The sequence below is a fragment of the Sediminibacillus terrae genome (assembly GCF_009602435.1).
Taxonomy (GTDB): domain Bacteria; phylum Bacillota; class Bacilli; order Bacillales; family Amphibacillaceae; genus Sediminibacillus; species Sediminibacillus terrae.
In genome coordinates this window covers 117,368-131,758 of the sequence record NZ_VZDQ01000023.1, presented here as the reverse complement: position 1 = coordinate 131,758, position 14,391 = coordinate 117,368, and the positions used below count along the sequence as shown (strand labels likewise).

The 14,391-nt window shown below is 45.1% G+C and carries 16 protein-coding genes; 7 read left to right on the top strand and 9 right to left on the bottom strand.

From position 1 onward, the window contains the following. The first annotated feature begins 116 nt into the window (after positions 1-116). Together F6X55_RS09730 and F6X55_RS09725 are read left to right on the top strand one after the other, a co-directional pair. Complete coding sequence (locus F6X55_RS09730) at positions 117-1,247, top strand: zinc-dependent alcohol dehydrogenase (RefSeq protein WP_153462969.1); 1,131 nt, start codon at positions 117-119, stop codon at positions 1,245-1,247. A 309-nt stretch (positions 1,248-1,556) separates the two neighbouring features. Continuing rightward, complete coding sequence (locus F6X55_RS09725) at positions 1,557-2,153, top strand: nitroreductase family protein (protein ID WP_051382187.1); 597 nt, start codon at positions 1,557-1,559, stop codon at positions 2,151-2,153. A gap of 199 nt (positions 2,154-2,352) precedes the next feature. Here the strand turns inward: F6X55_RS09725 and add are convergent, their stop codons facing one another. Beyond that, on the bottom strand, positions 2,353-3,387 hold the full coding sequence (add, locus tag F6X55_RS09720) for an adenosine deaminase (protein ID WP_153462967.1): 1,035 nt from the start codon (positions 3,385-3,387) through the stop codon (positions 2,353-2,355). 217 nt (positions 3,388-3,604) lie between these two features. On the opposite strand from add, the gene F6X55_RS09715 reads away from it, so the two are divergent. From F6X55_RS09715 to F6X55_RS09700, 4 genes are read left to right on the top strand one after another with little or no spacing between them, the layout of a single operon-like run. Then, positions 3,605-3,910 (top strand): antibiotic biosynthesis monooxygenase family protein, encoded by a 306-nt coding sequence (locus tag F6X55_RS09715; RefSeq protein WP_153462965.1) that lies wholly within the window; start codon positions 3,605-3,607, stop codon positions 3,908-3,910. Next, positions 3,907-4,305 (top strand): globin family protein, encoded by a 399-nt coding sequence (locus F6X55_RS09710; protein WP_026571150.1) that lies wholly within the window; start codon positions 3,907-3,909, stop codon positions 4,303-4,305. The genes F6X55_RS09715 and F6X55_RS09710 overlap by 4 nt, the downstream gene beginning before the upstream one ends. Further along, the gene (locus F6X55_RS09705; RefSeq protein ID WP_081704636.1) at positions 4,286-4,945 is read left to right on the top strand and encodes a cobalamin B12-binding domain-containing protein; all 660 of its coding nucleotides are present in this window, start codon (positions 4,286-4,288) and stop codon (positions 4,943-4,945) included. Before F6X55_RS09710 ends, F6X55_RS09705 begins: the two co-directional genes overlap by 20 nt. Next, a complete protein-coding gene (locus tag F6X55_RS09700; RefSeq protein ID WP_153462963.1) occupies positions 4,932-5,681 on the top strand; it encodes an STAS domain-containing protein in 750 nt (249 codons plus the stop codon). Before F6X55_RS09705 ends, F6X55_RS09700 begins: the two co-directional genes overlap by 14 nt. A gap of 298 nt (positions 5,682-5,979) precedes the next feature. Here the strand turns inward: F6X55_RS09700 and F6X55_RS09695 are convergent, their stop codons facing one another. Then, positions 5,980-6,234: a hypothetical protein gene (locus F6X55_RS09695; RefSeq protein ID WP_153462961.1), complete on the bottom strand. Its 255-nt coding sequence runs from the start codon at positions 6,232-6,234 to the stop codon at positions 5,980-5,982. 260 nt (positions 6,235-6,494) lie between these two features. Here F6X55_RS09695 and F6X55_RS09690 point away from each other — a divergent pair, with 260 nt between their 5' ends. Then, positions 6,495-7,775: an NTTRR-F1 domain gene (locus tag F6X55_RS09690; RefSeq protein WP_237648634.1), complete on the top strand. Its 1,281-nt coding sequence runs from the start codon at positions 6,495-6,497 to the stop codon at positions 7,773-7,775. Between the two features lie 215 nt (positions 7,776-7,990). Here F6X55_RS09690 and F6X55_RS09685 read toward each other — a convergent pair whose 3' ends face one another. The 7 genes from F6X55_RS09685 to F6X55_RS09655 all read right to left on the bottom strand — a co-directional run bounded on the left by F6X55_RS09685 (position 7,991) and on the right by F6X55_RS09655 (position 14,349). Further along, on the bottom strand, positions 7,991-8,230 hold the full coding sequence (locus F6X55_RS09685; protein ID WP_153462959.1) for a hypothetical protein: 240 nt from the start codon (positions 8,228-8,230) through the stop codon (positions 7,991-7,993). A gap of 196 nt (positions 8,231-8,426) precedes the next feature. Further along, entirely contained in the window at positions 8,427-8,795 is a 369-nt protein-coding gene (locus F6X55_RS09680; protein ID WP_153462957.1) for a DUF3899 domain-containing protein, read from the bottom strand. Positions 8,796-8,862: 67 nt separating this feature from the next. Beyond that, positions 8,863-10,479, bottom strand: a complete 1,617-nt coding sequence (locus tag F6X55_RS09675) for a peptide ABC transporter substrate-binding protein (RefSeq protein ID WP_153462955.1) — start codon at positions 10,477-10,479, stop codon at positions 8,863-8,865. Positions 10,480-10,492: 13 nt separating this feature from the next. Continuing rightward, complete coding sequence (locus F6X55_RS09670) at positions 10,493-11,449, bottom strand: ABC transporter ATP-binding protein (RefSeq protein ID WP_153462953.1); 957 nt, start codon at positions 11,447-11,449, stop codon at positions 10,493-10,495. Beyond that, on the bottom strand, positions 11,446-12,465 hold the full coding sequence (locus F6X55_RS09665; RefSeq protein ID WP_153462951.1) for an ABC transporter ATP-binding protein: 1,020 nt from the start codon (positions 12,463-12,465) through the stop codon (positions 11,446-11,448). The genes F6X55_RS09670 and F6X55_RS09665 overlap by 4 nt, the downstream gene beginning before the upstream one ends. A gap of 11 nt (positions 12,466-12,476) precedes the next feature. After that, positions 12,477-13,421 carry an ABC transporter permease gene (locus F6X55_RS09660; RefSeq protein WP_153462949.1) on the bottom strand — a complete coding sequence of 315 codons (945 nt, stop codon included), beginning with the start codon at positions 13,419-13,421 and terminating at the stop codon, positions 12,477-12,479. Between the two features lies 1 nt (position 13,422). Then, entirely contained in the window at positions 13,423-14,349 is a 927-nt protein-coding gene (locus tag F6X55_RS09655; protein ID WP_153462947.1) for an ABC transporter permease, read from the bottom strand. Positions 14,350-14,391 lie beyond the last annotated feature (42 nt).

Below are 14,391 nucleotides of genomic sequence, written 5' to 3'. Positions count from 1 at the left end.
TATCAATTTCTCTTCTTTCACAGTATGGTCATTTTTATCCCAGGAACGGAAAAATGTTTCAATCCGTTCTTCTGCGGCAATAGACAAGCAACACGTTTGGAAAGGTGTGTAAGCCAGTGAGAGCAGTAACCAACCAGGGCAAACAAAAAGTAGAAGTCAAAAATGTCGCTGATCCGTCGATCACTACGGGTGATGATATGATTGTCCGAATCACATCAACCGCCATTTGCGGTTCGGATTTGCATTTATACCACGGACATATCCCCCTCGGGGACGATTATGTGATCGGTCATGAACCAATGGGGATTGTCGAGGAAGTCGGACCTGACGTAAAAAATGTAAAGAAAGGCGATCGCGTTGTCATTCCCTTCAACGTAAGCTGTGGGGAATGTCACTTCTGTAAAAATCAAATGGAAAGTCAATGTGATAATTCCAATCCGCACCGTGACACTGGGGCCTACTTCGGTTATTCGGAAATGTATGGCAATTATCCAGGCGGACAGGCTGAATACTTACGTGTACCTTACGCGGATTTTTCTTCTTTTGTGGTCCCGGAAAGCAGTGAACTAGAAGATGAAAGCTTGCTGTTTCTTTCCGATATCGTTCCGACCGCTTACTGGAGTGTCGTCGGCAGCGGTGTAAAAGAAGGTGATACGGTTATCGTCCTCGGCTCTGGTCCAGTCGGACTGCTAACCCAAAAATTCGCCTGGCTGAAAGGTGCAAAACGAGTGATTGCTGTCGATCATGTGCCTTACCGCTTAGAACATGCCAAGCGCACAAACAACGTGGAAATTTACAACTTTGATGCGTTCACCGATATGGGCGGTCACCTCCACGAAATCACCCGAGGCGGTGCTGAAGTCGTCATTGACTGTGTCGGAATGGACGGAAAAGTTACCATGAAAGATCATATCAAGACACTCGCAGGACAGGTTGGCACGATCGATCCCATCATCACCGCCGCTCACTCTGTGAAGAAGTTCGGTACTATTCAGTTAACTGGCGTATATGGGGCCCCTGCGACAGCCTATCCAATGAATTCCATTTTCTCTCGTAATGTTACTGTGAAAGCTGGACAGGCCCCTGTCATTCATTTTATGGCGGAACTTTATGATATGGTTGAAAAAGGAGTATTTGACCCGACAGACATTATTACCCATAAAGTCGGCCTGGAAGATGCCGCTGAATCCTATCGATTATTCGACGAGAAGGAAGATGATTGTATCAAGGTAGTGCTCAAACCTTAAGAAAGGCTCCCAAAGGGACTCTCCCTGTAAAATCACCAGCATCCTACCAAGATGCTGGTGATTTTTCTTTCAGTAGTAAAGACAACAGAAACCTTTCAGATCCATCTCAAAGATATATGCTACAGGGAGACAAAAAAACTGCATATAACCGGTACCAAGATTAGCCGGCCGTTTCTCGGTCCGTACATTGAAAAAAACTGATTTGGCATTCCTTTAATCCGAGTCAAATGGTAAGCATTTATCTTGATGTCAAATGATATCTTTTCTATACTGATTCTTACATCAGGAAATTAGTAAAGGAGGATGTAAATGAGCTCCACTAAAGTTCTTCCCGAAATTGAAAAATACCGGAAAGCCGGCTACGATATCGACCCGCTCTTCCTCAACCGATGGTCTCCAAGGTCTTTTTTAGATAAAGAGGTACCCGAGGATGTCTTGTTCAGTATTTTTGAAGCGGCACGATGGGCCCCATCATCGATGAATATCCAACCTTGGCGGTTCATCCTGGCACGAACGAATGAAGATTTGGAGAAATTCCGCTCGTTCATTCTTCCAGGCAATCGGACATGGGCCGATAAGGCACCTGTATTGACATTGATCATCTCGAAAAAAACGGATGAAAAGGTCGGGCAAAATGCCCCGCATGCTTTTGATACAGGAGCGGCATGGGCATTTTTGGCTTTACAAGCTTCTTTAAAAGGATTGGCGACCCATCCAATGGGTGGGTTTGACAAAGAGAAAGCTCGTGAAGTTTTAAACATTCCGGAGGACTATGCCATCCAAGCAGTTGTTGCCATTGGCTATCAAGGAGAAAAGTCTGGTTTACCTGAAAACCTTAAAGAACGGGAACAGCCTTCTCCCCGCCGTCCTCTCCATGAAACGATTCATGAAGGATCCTTTCAATAACATAGATTAATGGAAAAGCATCGCTCGCCGGCGGTGCTTTTTTTATGATATGCCCCTATATCCTTTGTACTTTTTTGCCATTATGGTGCTCTGAAAACAGTCTGTCCATGGCGTAGTACAGGTGAGCGTTCGATACGAATTGGCAACTTTATGGAATCTGCTCTTTATTAAGACGTTGAAGCTCGCACGCTTTTTTCAATCAAGCTGTCAAAACGACCGCTTCCAACTTTCGCTTCAACACTTGCTTTTCCTCTTCCCCTAGGAAGGCAGCTTCTATACCATTGTGAATCAATTGAACAATCTCTTCGACAGAGAAACCAAACCGATTGGCAAGCAGCATGTACTCCCTTGTGATCGTCGTATTTGATACTGTTAGGTTATCCGTATTCACCGTGACAGATATACCCCGTTCAAAATAATCACGAAGTGGATAATCATACCAGCCTGCTGCTGCTTTTGTTTGGATGTTGCTGACAGGACACATTTCGAGCGGGATTTTTCTCGCAGCCATTTCAGCCAACAAGGCTGGATCCTCCCGCAATCGTACTCCATGGCCTATTCTAACTGCCCCGAGCTTATCAATGGCATCCTTGATGTTTACCGGTCCGGCTGCTTCTCCCGCATGTATGGTAACCGGAATTCCTTTGCTTGCTGCAAAGGAAAAAATCTCCGTAAACATATTTGCCGGATATTCTGCTTCATCCCCTGCCAAATCTATTCCTGCCAATCCTTTCCCGAGAAAAGCGTCTGCTGCTTCGACCACTTCTTTATTTAATGTGGCTGAATGATGGCGGAGACAGCAAACGAGTAAGTTTGTCTTTACACCAAACTTTTCCTCTCCTTTTTTCAATCCTGCAATAACCGCTTCAATCACCTGCGCAAGTGATAAACCAAGCTGTCGGTGTTGTTGAGGACCGAATCGCACCTCCATATACATGCAGTTTTGATCATAAGCCTGCTTCACCATTTCACATGCAGATCGTTCCAATGATTCTGTTGTTTGTAAAAGCGGTTCAATCAGCTTGAATTTCCTCAAGTATTCTTCCAAACTGTTACATTCTTCCTCCACCTGCATGTGTGGAAGCAGCTTGTCGATCTCTTTTCCCGGAAGTTCGATCCCTCGCTGCTTCGCCAGCTCGATGGCTGTACCGGGGCGGACACTTCCATCTAAATGGACATGAAGGTCGACTTTCGGCAGTCTTTTGATCAACTTCACGAGCTCCTTTTCAAGCATTCATTCCATCTCCTTTACCACATTTATTGTGTTTGAGTTTACTATATGTTCTTTTTCCCATCCATCATTCTGTCATTTTTGCTAACATAGGTCTTTTCTTTATGGGAACTCCTGGAAGAAGAGCTGATAGGTTTATAGAAAAAGAGGATTCGTGATAGGATGAAGATAATCGTTTTTTGCCGAAAATGTTAATTTACCATAAATTGAGGGTGTCCATATGTATATCGTCCATTCTATATTTGAAGTACCTCCGGAAAAATCGGAAGAAGTCATTTCCATCTATCAAAACCAGACAGGCTTGGTAGATCAAGCTGCCGGTTTTATAGACTTTTCCCTGTTGCAAAACGAACGGAAGCCAGGTGAATTGACTGTCCAAATAATATGGGAAGACAAGCAAAGCTATTTGGATTGGGTCACCGGAGAGGATTATCAACGAATTCACGACCTTGAGAAAAAATATCCTGACAAGCAACTGGCCAATATTGTTCCTAAAGTACATAAATTCAAGGTGGTGGCTCAATGACTATTGAGGGAACCATATCTGCCGTCATCGATCAAGCCGTAGCTGGAATTTATCGACAAAATCCCGGACTGCTCGAAAAATTCGGAGAACGCGGAATAGTAAAATGCCGGGAAGATAATCAACACCATATGGACCATTTAGAGACTGCTTTCTCGGTAGATGATGTCCAGATTTTTATCGATTATGCCGTCTGGTTAAATGATATTTTAACCGTTCGGGGAATGAAAACAGAACATTTAATTTCCAACTTCCGACTAATACAGGAAGCCATAGGGGACAAACTCACACCCCACCACCGGGGCACTTTTTACCAAGAAGCACTAGAGCAGGCGGTCCTGGCTCTATCCAAAGGCGAAAGCCTCCGAGAAGGAGTGGATGGCAGTCATGACAGCTAAGTGGAAAGTATTTGCCGATATGTTGCTGAATGGAGATGAACAGGCGGCATATCAACTTGTCGAGGAAGCGGACAGTGACAGCCTGACGATTTATGTCGAGATCATGACAAAAGCCATGCAATACATCGGAGAACTGTGGCAAAAAAACCGCATCACGGTTGCTGATGAGCATCTGGCCACAAGTGTATGTGATTTTGTATTATCCCAATACAGCTTTCCATTCAAACGACGCAATACCTTTTCAAAGGGGAAAATCATGTTTCTTTGTCTCGAAGAAGAACAGCATATGCTCGGTTCGAAAATGGCGGCAGCGCTTTGCTCGGAAAAAGGCTGGAAAACCAGACTTCTCGGAGCCAACCTGCCATTGGAGTATGCGTTACAGCAGGCCGCCGAATGGGAACCGGATGTTATCGGTTTGTCCGCTGCCCTGTCTTATCGACTCCCATTGTTACAAGGTTACATCGACAGCTTGGAAAATTTGGCATTTCGGCCGCAAGTCATTGTCGGTGGCCGTATTGCCGGGAATTATAATGTATATAAATATGGGAGCGAAGAAACAGCCATTTTTGACAGTCTACATGCACTGGATCAATGGCTGGATCGCTCCAGAGGGGAGGTAGAGATCGATGGAGCAAGCTGAATACCTGCCCCTTCCTTACTTTAAAATCGATAAAAACTACGACATCCTATCCATGTCCGACAAATCCAAACAAATATTTTTAATTGGCGACGGGTTTTTAAGTCTTATAGATGAGGAGAGTCAAGAAAAAGCAAAAAGCAATGTCTTACCAAGTATTACAGAAAATAGCGTCGAGCTGAATTTAAAAACAAAAGAAAAACCTCTGGTAGCCTACCAGGTAAATGTTCATTGGTACAATGGAGAGGGGCATGTCATTTGCCATGAGGCACCAGAACAGATGGGGATGATTTCCGGCCAGCTCCAGAAGCTTAGAGATAGGCTCGAAGATACGGATTTTGAACTTCTCGAAAAGAAAGAAGAACTTGAAAATGCGGTTGAACGAGTAAACAGGCTCTCCGGTCCTGTCATTCCCCTTCATGAAAGCGTAGCAATTGTTCCTTTCTTTGGAGATTTACTTCCAGAAAAACTCGAAACAATTAAAACAGGTATCCTCCGTCATCTCCATGATTCTACTATTGACTACCTGCTCGTCGACTTCACCGCAGTTGGGAATATAAGCAGAGAAGGGATCACAAAGCTTGAGGAGCTGTTCCATACCATACGCTTGATGGGCCAGGACATTGTATTATGCGGAATCAAACCACAACATGCCCAAGCTATCAACAATCTTGACCGTTTGTTGGATGCCAAAAAGGTTACCAGCTTGAGTGAAGCGATTTATCGATATATTGGATGAAGCAATGGTACGAGAATAACTGTTTGCGGGAAGCATCTTGTTCCTCATTAGGCTTGGAAGACAGCTGCGCTTAGGCGAGTTTAAATGCTTCCTTCCGATCATTTTATTTGTGATGAAACTCTTTTGTCGGGTTGATGAAGTGCTATTTCCCACTTCCCTTCTCGTATCGACCCGATGAAACGTTCCTTCCAACTTCCCGTCTAGCATTTCTACTCCCACCAAGCGAGTGAGGACAGGTGCCAAACTTGCTTTACTTTACCACACAGGGCGCACTCTTGGTTTGACCCCAAATTGTATATCATTTCATGCCTTGAGACTTAAACCATTTTGCAAAAAACAGGAGAATAATAAATGTGATCAAAGGGAAGAAAACACTCCAAATGGATAAACCACCTTCAAATAAGGTTAATTCCAACGCAATATTTGCTACTAAAGTAATGATGACTCCTAATGTGATTTTTTTCGTGATGAAAGCACCCAAAAGACCGATCCCTATAACAATGAAAGGTATTATTACTAATTGTAAAATGAACGGATCGATTCCATTTATCATAAAATATCACCCTCTAATCCTTATCTTAATTGATTCTTCACCGACTTCCCAATTGTACAACAAAAGAGGAAAGAATTATCTATTTTTCCTCTTTTGTTCCCAAAATCCAGGTAAAAGGCAATGCGCACATTTTCCTCCTTTTAAATTCAGCAAGGGGATTAGCCTGAACAAGCATATCTACCTTACATACTATATTGTGAGTTGACGTAAAGAGAATGCTACGCGCGTCAATATATTAGGTTGTAAAGGAGGACAACATTTTGTCGATCAATAATCTTATCGTGAACGGCGGCTTTGAAACCGGCGATTTTACAGGTTGGCAGGTTGTCAACACCGATATTGTGGTAGAGCCTGTCCATACCGGTGATTATGCCGCAAGGTTTGCAAATAGCACTGTGACTGCCTCCCTGGCTCAAACCGTTCCCGCTGAAGAAGGAGCAAGCTATGAACTTCTTGTCTCTTTGTCCAAAAGCACACTCCAACCCAGCCCCATCATCAATCTTCAAGTATTGTTTTTGAATGCAGCAAATACCGTAATCGGTACAGGATTGGATACAGAAGTGTCCTACGAAAATATACCTTATGGCGGCAATGATACATGGCTAGAAGTTTATCAAACAACTGACGAGGCGCCAACTGGGACTACACAAGCACAAGTGATTATCAGAAAGCCGCTCAGTGCTTTAAATGCTCCATTTGTGTTCGTCGATGACATTAGTTTATTAGAAGCGGATGGAACCGCTCCTGATGGACCAACAGGACCTACTGGACCTCCAGGACCGACTGGGCCTGCCGGGCCTACTGGGCCAGCGGGACCGACTGGACCTGCCGGCGCTACCGGGCCTACTGGCGCTACGGGACCCGCCGGTGCTACCGGACCTACTGGCGCTACCGGGCCTGCGGGGGCTACCGGACCTACTGGCGCTACCGGGCCTGCGGGGGCTACCGGGCCTACTGGCGCTACCGGACCTGCGGGCGCTACCGGATCTACGGGGGCTACCGGGCCTACTGGCGCTACCGGACCTGCCGGCGCTACCGGGCCTACTGGTGCTACGGGGCCAACCGGTGCCACCGGACCTACTGGTGCTACGGGGCCAATCGGACCTACTGGACCGACAGCCGCTTCCGTCACGGAAACTTCTGCTTTTGCAGCGAGTACTGAAGGAGCCACCATTGCCGTGGTTTTGACAGGAACACCAGTCCCATTACCTGATGCTCAAACGTTGGACGGAGTAACTGCTAATGCTGCCGATACAGTCTTTACGGTTCCTGAAGCAGGACGTTACTATTTATCCTATAATGTCAACTTGACGGCTGGTTTGTTATTAGGTTCCCGATTAGTCATCAACGGCGCACCTGTAGAAGCCACCACCATCAACCCTGTTTTGACACTTTCAAACTTTAACAGTGATGCAATTGTTCCACTAACAGCAGGAAGTACCATTAGCCTCGAATTGTTCGGACTGCTGGGAGCAGCAGTTCTGCAAGATGGTGCTGGTGCCACTCTTACAATCATAAGAGTAGATGATGATTTGGCATAACACAGAAAAGCATGAATGCATTAGCATTCATGCTTTTCTATTTAACAAACCGATATAAATTCGGCAAAACCAAAAATACAGCTACTTCTCTAGCGGATCGACCTGCTGGCAGAGAAGCGAGCACTAGATTCAACGATACATTGCTTTTTCAATATTCTCTTCATGTCCAACTAAATTCGTTTTCCACCGGTGTTATATCGCTATCATCCAATGCATCATGCAATCTCCTCTCGCTGCAATATATCAAGCATTTGTTGAAACACAATCCCTCTTTTTTCCGCAATATCCTCTTCTAAACGAAGTTGGAGCAGCCGCTTTGTCCCTGGATCCATTTTTTCTATTAATTCTTCCCATAACTGCATAAAGTCTTTTGAGGGAGTGGGTGCAATCCCGTAATCAGAACACGTTTTTTTAAGCAAATCTTCAAGCTCGTCCATTAATGCTTTACCCTTCATACCACTTCCTCCTTCACTTTCGTTTATTCTACTATTATGCAGGAACGGTAAAAGATAGAAGCAAAACACAGAGAGTCATATTAATCTACTTCAAAAAGTGAGGAGGAACGGTAAAGTAGGAGTGTGGATGGCCAATAACAAAGAAAACGCAAACGGTTGTTAAGGGTGTCAGTTTCACTACCCTTAACGATAAACATTACAATAGAAACAGCCCCATGAGTGAAGCAAGCAAGGAACCACCCCCTGTTAGGAAGGATAAATAACCTGTTAGTTGGATGGTTTTCTGCTTAAAGTTTTGTAATTCGCTGTCTTGAGCTAGGTAAGAATCTGTTCGCTCCATCGCATTGGACTTGTTGGAAATAGACTCCCCAATCAGACGAAACCCTTTAAATAATGGAGAAAAAAAGCCTGTTTGCAAAATGAAAGTAACTGCAGCCAGAATCATCAGCAGGATGCCGACAGAAAACGAAAGATTCACCCATTTCAGCAAACTGTAAGACAATAAGTACTTCACACCGATCCATGCCACAATAGAAACAAGAAAAATCAATAACTTCCTTTTCATGTCCTAACTTCCTCTCAAAGGAAGCAAGAAAGGGATCGGCGATCGATCCCCTTCTGCATCCGGTTTATTATTCAGAAACCTTTTGTGCCCACTTCAAATAAGGATACCGATTGACCGGATAAACGATATCTTCGAAGTTTTGCGAGGTTAGATACGTATTGGTGTAATGATAAATCGGATTGAACGGTAAGTCTTCCATTAATACTTCTTCTGCCTGATGCAGTAGATCATACCGTTTTTGTTCATCTTGTTCTACTTTAGCCTGTGCAATTAACTCGTCATATTCCTCGTTGATCCAATTTGTCCGATTATTCGGGCTGTCTCCCAAATAGTAATCGAGAATGACAACAGGATCTACGAGAACTCCAATCCATCCCATTCTTGCCATTTGGAAGTTGCCTTGTTCCGTTGTATCCAAATATGTTTTCCACTCTTGGTTAGACAATTTAATATCTACTCCAAGGTTTTGACTGTACATTTCCTGGACTGCTTCCGCTATCTTCTTATGATTCTCGGATGTGTTATACAGCAGCGTTACTTCCGGTAGCTCGTCCCAGCCTTCTTCTTCCATTCCTTCTTGAAGCAATTGCTTCGCTTTCCCGGCATCCTCTTCAAAATAGGCACCGCCTGTTTCCCGGAAGTCTCCTTCTGGTGTCTCTACTCCTTCCGGCACAAAAGCATAAGCAGGTGTTTCTCCAGCTTTGGATACATTTTCAGTAAGCGACGTACGATCTACTGCCAAAGAAAAAGCTCGTCTGATTTTCGCATTGGTGAATGGCTCTTTGTCCACATTGAACATGTACATGTACGTTCCGAAATAAGGCGTCTCTTTATACTCTTCTGAATCCTTTTCCTGATCAATGACATCGGTTGGCAACGTTTGAATCAAATCCAATTCATTTGTCTTGAACATTTGATAATAAGTCGTGGCGTCATTGACCATTTCATAAGTGACTTTATCGAGTTTGACGACATCTTTATCCCAGTATTCTTCATTTTTCTCGATTACCACTTGGCTGTCGTGCTCCCAAGACGTCAGCTTGAACGGCCCGTTACTTACATACGAATCTTCAGAGGCAGACCAATTGGCATCTGACTCGACAACATCCTTTTTGACAGGATAGAAGGTCCACATGGTAAGCAATTCGTCAAAGTAACCGAGTGGTGCTTCCAAGTCTACGACCAATGTCTTTTCATCTTCTGCTCTGACTCCGACATCATCAACAGAGCCTTCGCCTTTGTTATAAGCTTCCGCACCTTTAATATAGTACATGTAGAAGGCAAATGAACTACCCGTGTCCGGATTCAACACACGTTTCCATCCATACTCGAAATCCTGAGCGGTCACTGGAGACCCGTCAGACCATGTAGCATCTTCCCGGATGGTGAACGTGTAGGTCTTCCCATCATCTGATACCTGAACATCACTTGCTGTCCCGAGTACCGGGTTCCCCTCTTTGTCTTTGGTGTATAGTCCTTCAAACACATGATCCAGCACCCAGCCAGATGTCGTATCTGTGGCTAGAGCCGGATCTAAATCCGGAGGCTCGCTCATCGCATTGACCACGATCTCCTGATCGACATCCTCCGCGGAACCTTGATCTGCTGCCCCCTCGCTGCTACATCCAGCAAGTATAAAGCCTGCAGTCAATACCAATAAAATTCCTGACAACCATTTTTTCATGAAAATTCCTCCCTTATTGTTGGTAAAGATGGCATGATGCCCAATGATTCTGCTTAACTTCTGTCCATTTCGGAGTCACTTCCGCACAAATATCCATCGCAAATGGACAACGTGTCCGGAACCGGCATCCACTTGGCGGATCAACAGGGCTCGGTGGATCACCATTAATGACGATTCTTTCCCTTCTCTTCGCCTGCGGGTCGGCTACTGGAATGGCTGTAAGCAATGCCTGTGTATAGGGATGGAGTGGATCAGCGAACAATGCATCACTATCAGCCAGTTCCATCATCCTACCCAAGTACATGACGCCGATCCGATCGCTGATATGCTTGACCATCCCCAGGTCATGAGCAATAAACAGATAGGTCAGATCTTCCTGTTTTTTTAAATCCTCAAGCAGATTGACCACTTGGGCCTGGATGGATACATCCAAAGCAGAAATAGGTTCATCGGCAACGATAAAACTAGGTTCAACAGCCAAAGCACGTGCAATCCCTATCCGTTGACGCTGCCCGCCGCTAAACTCGTGAGGATACCGTTTTGCGTGCTCTGGTCTTAAACCGACCCGCTCCAGCAATTGGTAAACACGTTCTTCACGCCGCTTTCCTTTGGCCAGCCCATGTGCATCGATTCCTTCGGCAACAATATCGCCGACTCTCATCCTTGGATTAAGGGATGCCTGTGGATCCTGGAAAATAATTTGAATTTCCCGATTGGCATCCTTCTTTTCTTGTTTTGTTAAGCTGCTGACATCTTTACCGTTGTAAAGTATTTTTCCGGCAGTGGGGTCCTGCAGGCCGACGATGGTTTTCCCCAATGTCGATTTTCCGCTTCCGCTTTCGCCAACCAATCCGAATGTTTCACCCTTGCGGATGGAAATGGAGATGTCATCGACTGACTTCACTGTTTGTTCTTTATTAAGCCGGAAATGCTTCTTAATTCCTTCTACTTGTATGATGGTTTCGGTCAATATTCTTCCCTCCCGGCCGCTATCAAGTCTTCGACATCCGGAGTACGCGGGTCATTCAGCCAACATTTCGCCTGATGCCCTTCCTCTGCTTCAAAACCTGGCGGCATCGCTTCGACACAGACATCCATTGCATATTTACATCTGGGTGCAAACGGGCAACCTTTGGGTGGTGAAAATAAATCGGGAGGTGACCCTTCGATGGGGATCAGTCGCTCTTTTTTTTCACTGTTGACATCAGGTATCGATTCAAGTAATCCCCATGTATAAGGATGGCGTGGATTGCTGAATATCTCTTCAACCGTACCGGATTCGACAATGACACCGGCATACATGACAGCAACTCGTTCCGCTGTTTCAGCTACCACGCCCAAATCGTGGGTAATCAAAATAATCGAAGTATTCATTTTTTCTTTTAAATCCTTCATCAAGTCCAATACTTGCGCTTGAATCGTTACATCAAGTGCTGTTGTCGGCTCATCGGCAATCAATAGTTCTGGCCTGCAGGCAAGTGCGATTGCAATCATGATTCGCTGTCGCATTCCACCACTGAACTCATGCGGATACTGATTGTACCTTTCTTCCGGGTTGGAAATACCGACGAGACGGATCATTTCCATTGCCCGTTTTTTGACTTCTGTTTTTCCAATCCTTTGATGGGTCGTAATGCTTTCTTCGATCTGCTTACCGACTTTCATGGTTGGATTGAGTGAGGTCATTGGATCTTGGAAGACCATGCTCAACTTCGATCCTTTCACTTTTTGCATCCGTTTTTTCGTAAGCTTGAGCAAATCTTGGCCATGCAGCAATGCTTCTCCATTGTTGATTTTACCAGGCGGCATCGGAATCAGGCCCATGATTGTTTGAACGGTGACACTTTTGCCGCTGCCACTTTCGCCGACGATTGCCATAATTTCACCCTTATCGACGTGAAAAGAAACATCACGGACTGCCTTGACTTCACCGCCATATGTCTTAAAGTTCACTTCCAGATGGTTCACTTCTAATAAATGGTCCATATGCCCACCTCCTATTTTCGTGCTCTTGGATCCAAAGCGTCTTGCAGCCCATCGCCGAATGCATTAAAAGCAAACATTGTCAGGGAAATCATAAAACCCGGGAAGAACAACCGCCACCATTGACCACTAAGAATAACGCCCAACGAATCATTGGCCATCGTGCCCCAACTGGCAAACGGGGCTTGCACCCCCAGTCCGAGAAAGCTTAAAAACGATTCGGCAAAAATCGCCTGTGGAATGGTAAAGGTTAAATTGACGATGATAATTCCTGCTGTATTCGGGATGAGATGGCGCCAAATGATTTTGGGATGAGAGGTTCCCAGTTTTTCTGCAGCCAGTACATATTCTTGTGACTTCAGCTGTAAAACCTGTCCACGGATAATCCGGGCCATTCCCACCCACCCTGTCACAGACAGGGCGATGATAATCGACGTAATACCGGGCTCCATGATGACCATCAATAAAATAACAACCAAAAGATAAGGAATGCCATATAAAATTTCTACAATTCGCATCAGCACTCCGTCAACACGATCTCCTGTCTTGCCCCTCCCCGCCATATAACCGGAAATCCCGCCAATCGTTACGCCAAGCAATATGTCTATCGCGGCCGCCACCAGACCGATTGTCAAGGATACCCTCGCTCCATACCAGGTTCGCGACCAAACGTCACGGCCAAGGTCGTCTGTACCAAACCAATGCTCACTTGATGGAGCAAGATTTGTATCGGTAAGACTCTGGGCCGAAGGTGAAAAAGCCACCATTTTCGGTCCGAAAATCGCAAAAATGATAATGAGGAGTAGTAAGGAAAAACCGAGTACTGCCATTTTATTTTTTAAAACATTGATAGTGGTTTCCTTCCAGACACTCATACTTGGTCGCTGGATCGGGTCTGACTGCTTCCGCTCAGCTGACAAGGGGCGGAACAATGAATCATCTACTTGGTTAGGTTCCAAGTTAATCCCCTCCACTTGTTAGTTTTATTCTCGGATCAATAAACCGATAGGATATATCGATTAAGAATAGTGTCAACACCAGGATGGAGCTAAAGAAAATCGTCGTACCCATGATCACCGGATAATCCCGGTTGAAGATGCTATCGACGAAGTAACGCCCGATTCCCGGTATAGCAAAAATCTTTTCAATGACGAACGTTCCCGTGATCAATGCCACAAATAACGGCCCGATAAAGGAAACAACAGGCAGAATGGCATTTCGGATGCCATGTCTGATGACCAGTTTGGTCGTCGGAAGTCCTTTGGCATCGGCTGTCTTGATATAATTTTGGTTCATCACTTCCAGCATGCTCGAACGCATAAAGCGGGCGATTACCGCTAGCGGAGTAGCTGCCAGGGCGACAGAAGGCAAGATGGAATGCTGCCATGTACCCCAGGAAGCGACCGGAAGTAACTGCCAATCGACTGCAAAATAGTTGATCAACAGAGGAGCCAAAATAAAACTCGGAACCGATATACCTACAATAGCGATGAACATGGAAAAATAATCGAGCATTTTGTTATGGTTTAATGCAGCCACAATTCCCAACAATAAACCGAAGACAAGCGCAATCACCATTGCCTGTGTTCCTAGCAAGGCAGAAGCCGGGGCGCCATCCCAAATGATTCCGTTGACTGTTCTGGACTCCGACTCAATCGAGATCCCTAAATCGAATGTTGCCAAATCCTTCATATAGAGGGCGTATTGCACCGGAATGGGTTCATCGAGGTTGTATTTTGCACGAATATTTTGCAAAACCTCCTCGGGTAGCACGTCGGCATCTGATGCAAATGGATCTCCCGGTATGATTTTCATGATGAAAAATGTCAAACTCGCGATTACCCAAATAGTTACCAGCATCGTTATCAACCGTTTAAAAATATACATCTTTTCACCTCCGGAGATCAGTCGATGATCAATTTAATATTC

Bases quoted from the DNA above. Each gene is read 5' to 3' on its own strand.
- F6X55_RS09725 (WP_051382187.1), top strand. From the start codon at position 1,557: ATGAGCTCCACTAAAGTTCTTCCCGAAATTGAAAAATACCGGAAAGCC.
- add (WP_153462967.1), bottom strand. From the start codon at position 3,387: ATGCTTGAAAAGGAGCTCGTGAAGTTGATCAAAAGACTGCCGAAAGTC.
- F6X55_RS09715 (WP_153462965.1), top strand. From the start codon at position 3,605: ATGTATATCGTCCATTCTATATTTGAAGTACCTCCGGAAAAATCGGAA.
- F6X55_RS09710 (WP_026571150.1), top strand. From the start codon at position 3,907: ATGACTATTGAGGGAACCATATCTGCCGTCATCGATCAAGCCGTAGCT.
- F6X55_RS09705 (WP_081704636.1), top strand. From the start codon at position 4,286: ATGGCAGTCATGACAGCTAAGTGGAAAGTATTTGCCGATATGTTGCTG.
- F6X55_RS09700 (WP_153462963.1), top strand. From the start codon at position 4,932: ATGGAGCAAGCTGAATACCTGCCCCTTCCTTACTTTAAAATCGATAAA.
- F6X55_RS09695 (WP_153462961.1), bottom strand. From the start codon at position 6,234: ATGATAAATGGAATCGATCCGTTCATTTTACAATTAGTAATAATACCT.
- F6X55_RS09685 (WP_153462959.1), bottom strand. From the start codon at position 8,230: ATGAAGGGTAAAGCATTAATGGACGAGCTTGAAGATTTGCTTAAAAAA.
- F6X55_RS09680 (WP_153462957.1), bottom strand. From the start codon at position 8,795: ATGAAAAGGAAGTTATTGATTTTTCTTGTTTCTATTGTGGCATGGATC.
- F6X55_RS09675 (WP_153462955.1), bottom strand. From the start codon at position 10,479: ATGAAAAAATGGTTGTCAGGAATTTTATTGGTATTGACTGCAGGCTTT.
- F6X55_RS09665 (WP_153462951.1), bottom strand. From the start codon at position 12,465: ATGGACCATTTATTAGAAGTGAACCATCTGGAAGTGAACTTTAAGACA.
- F6X55_RS09655 (WP_153462947.1), bottom strand. From the start codon at position 14,349: ATGTATATTTTTAAACGGTTGATAACGATGCTGGTAACTATTTGGGTA.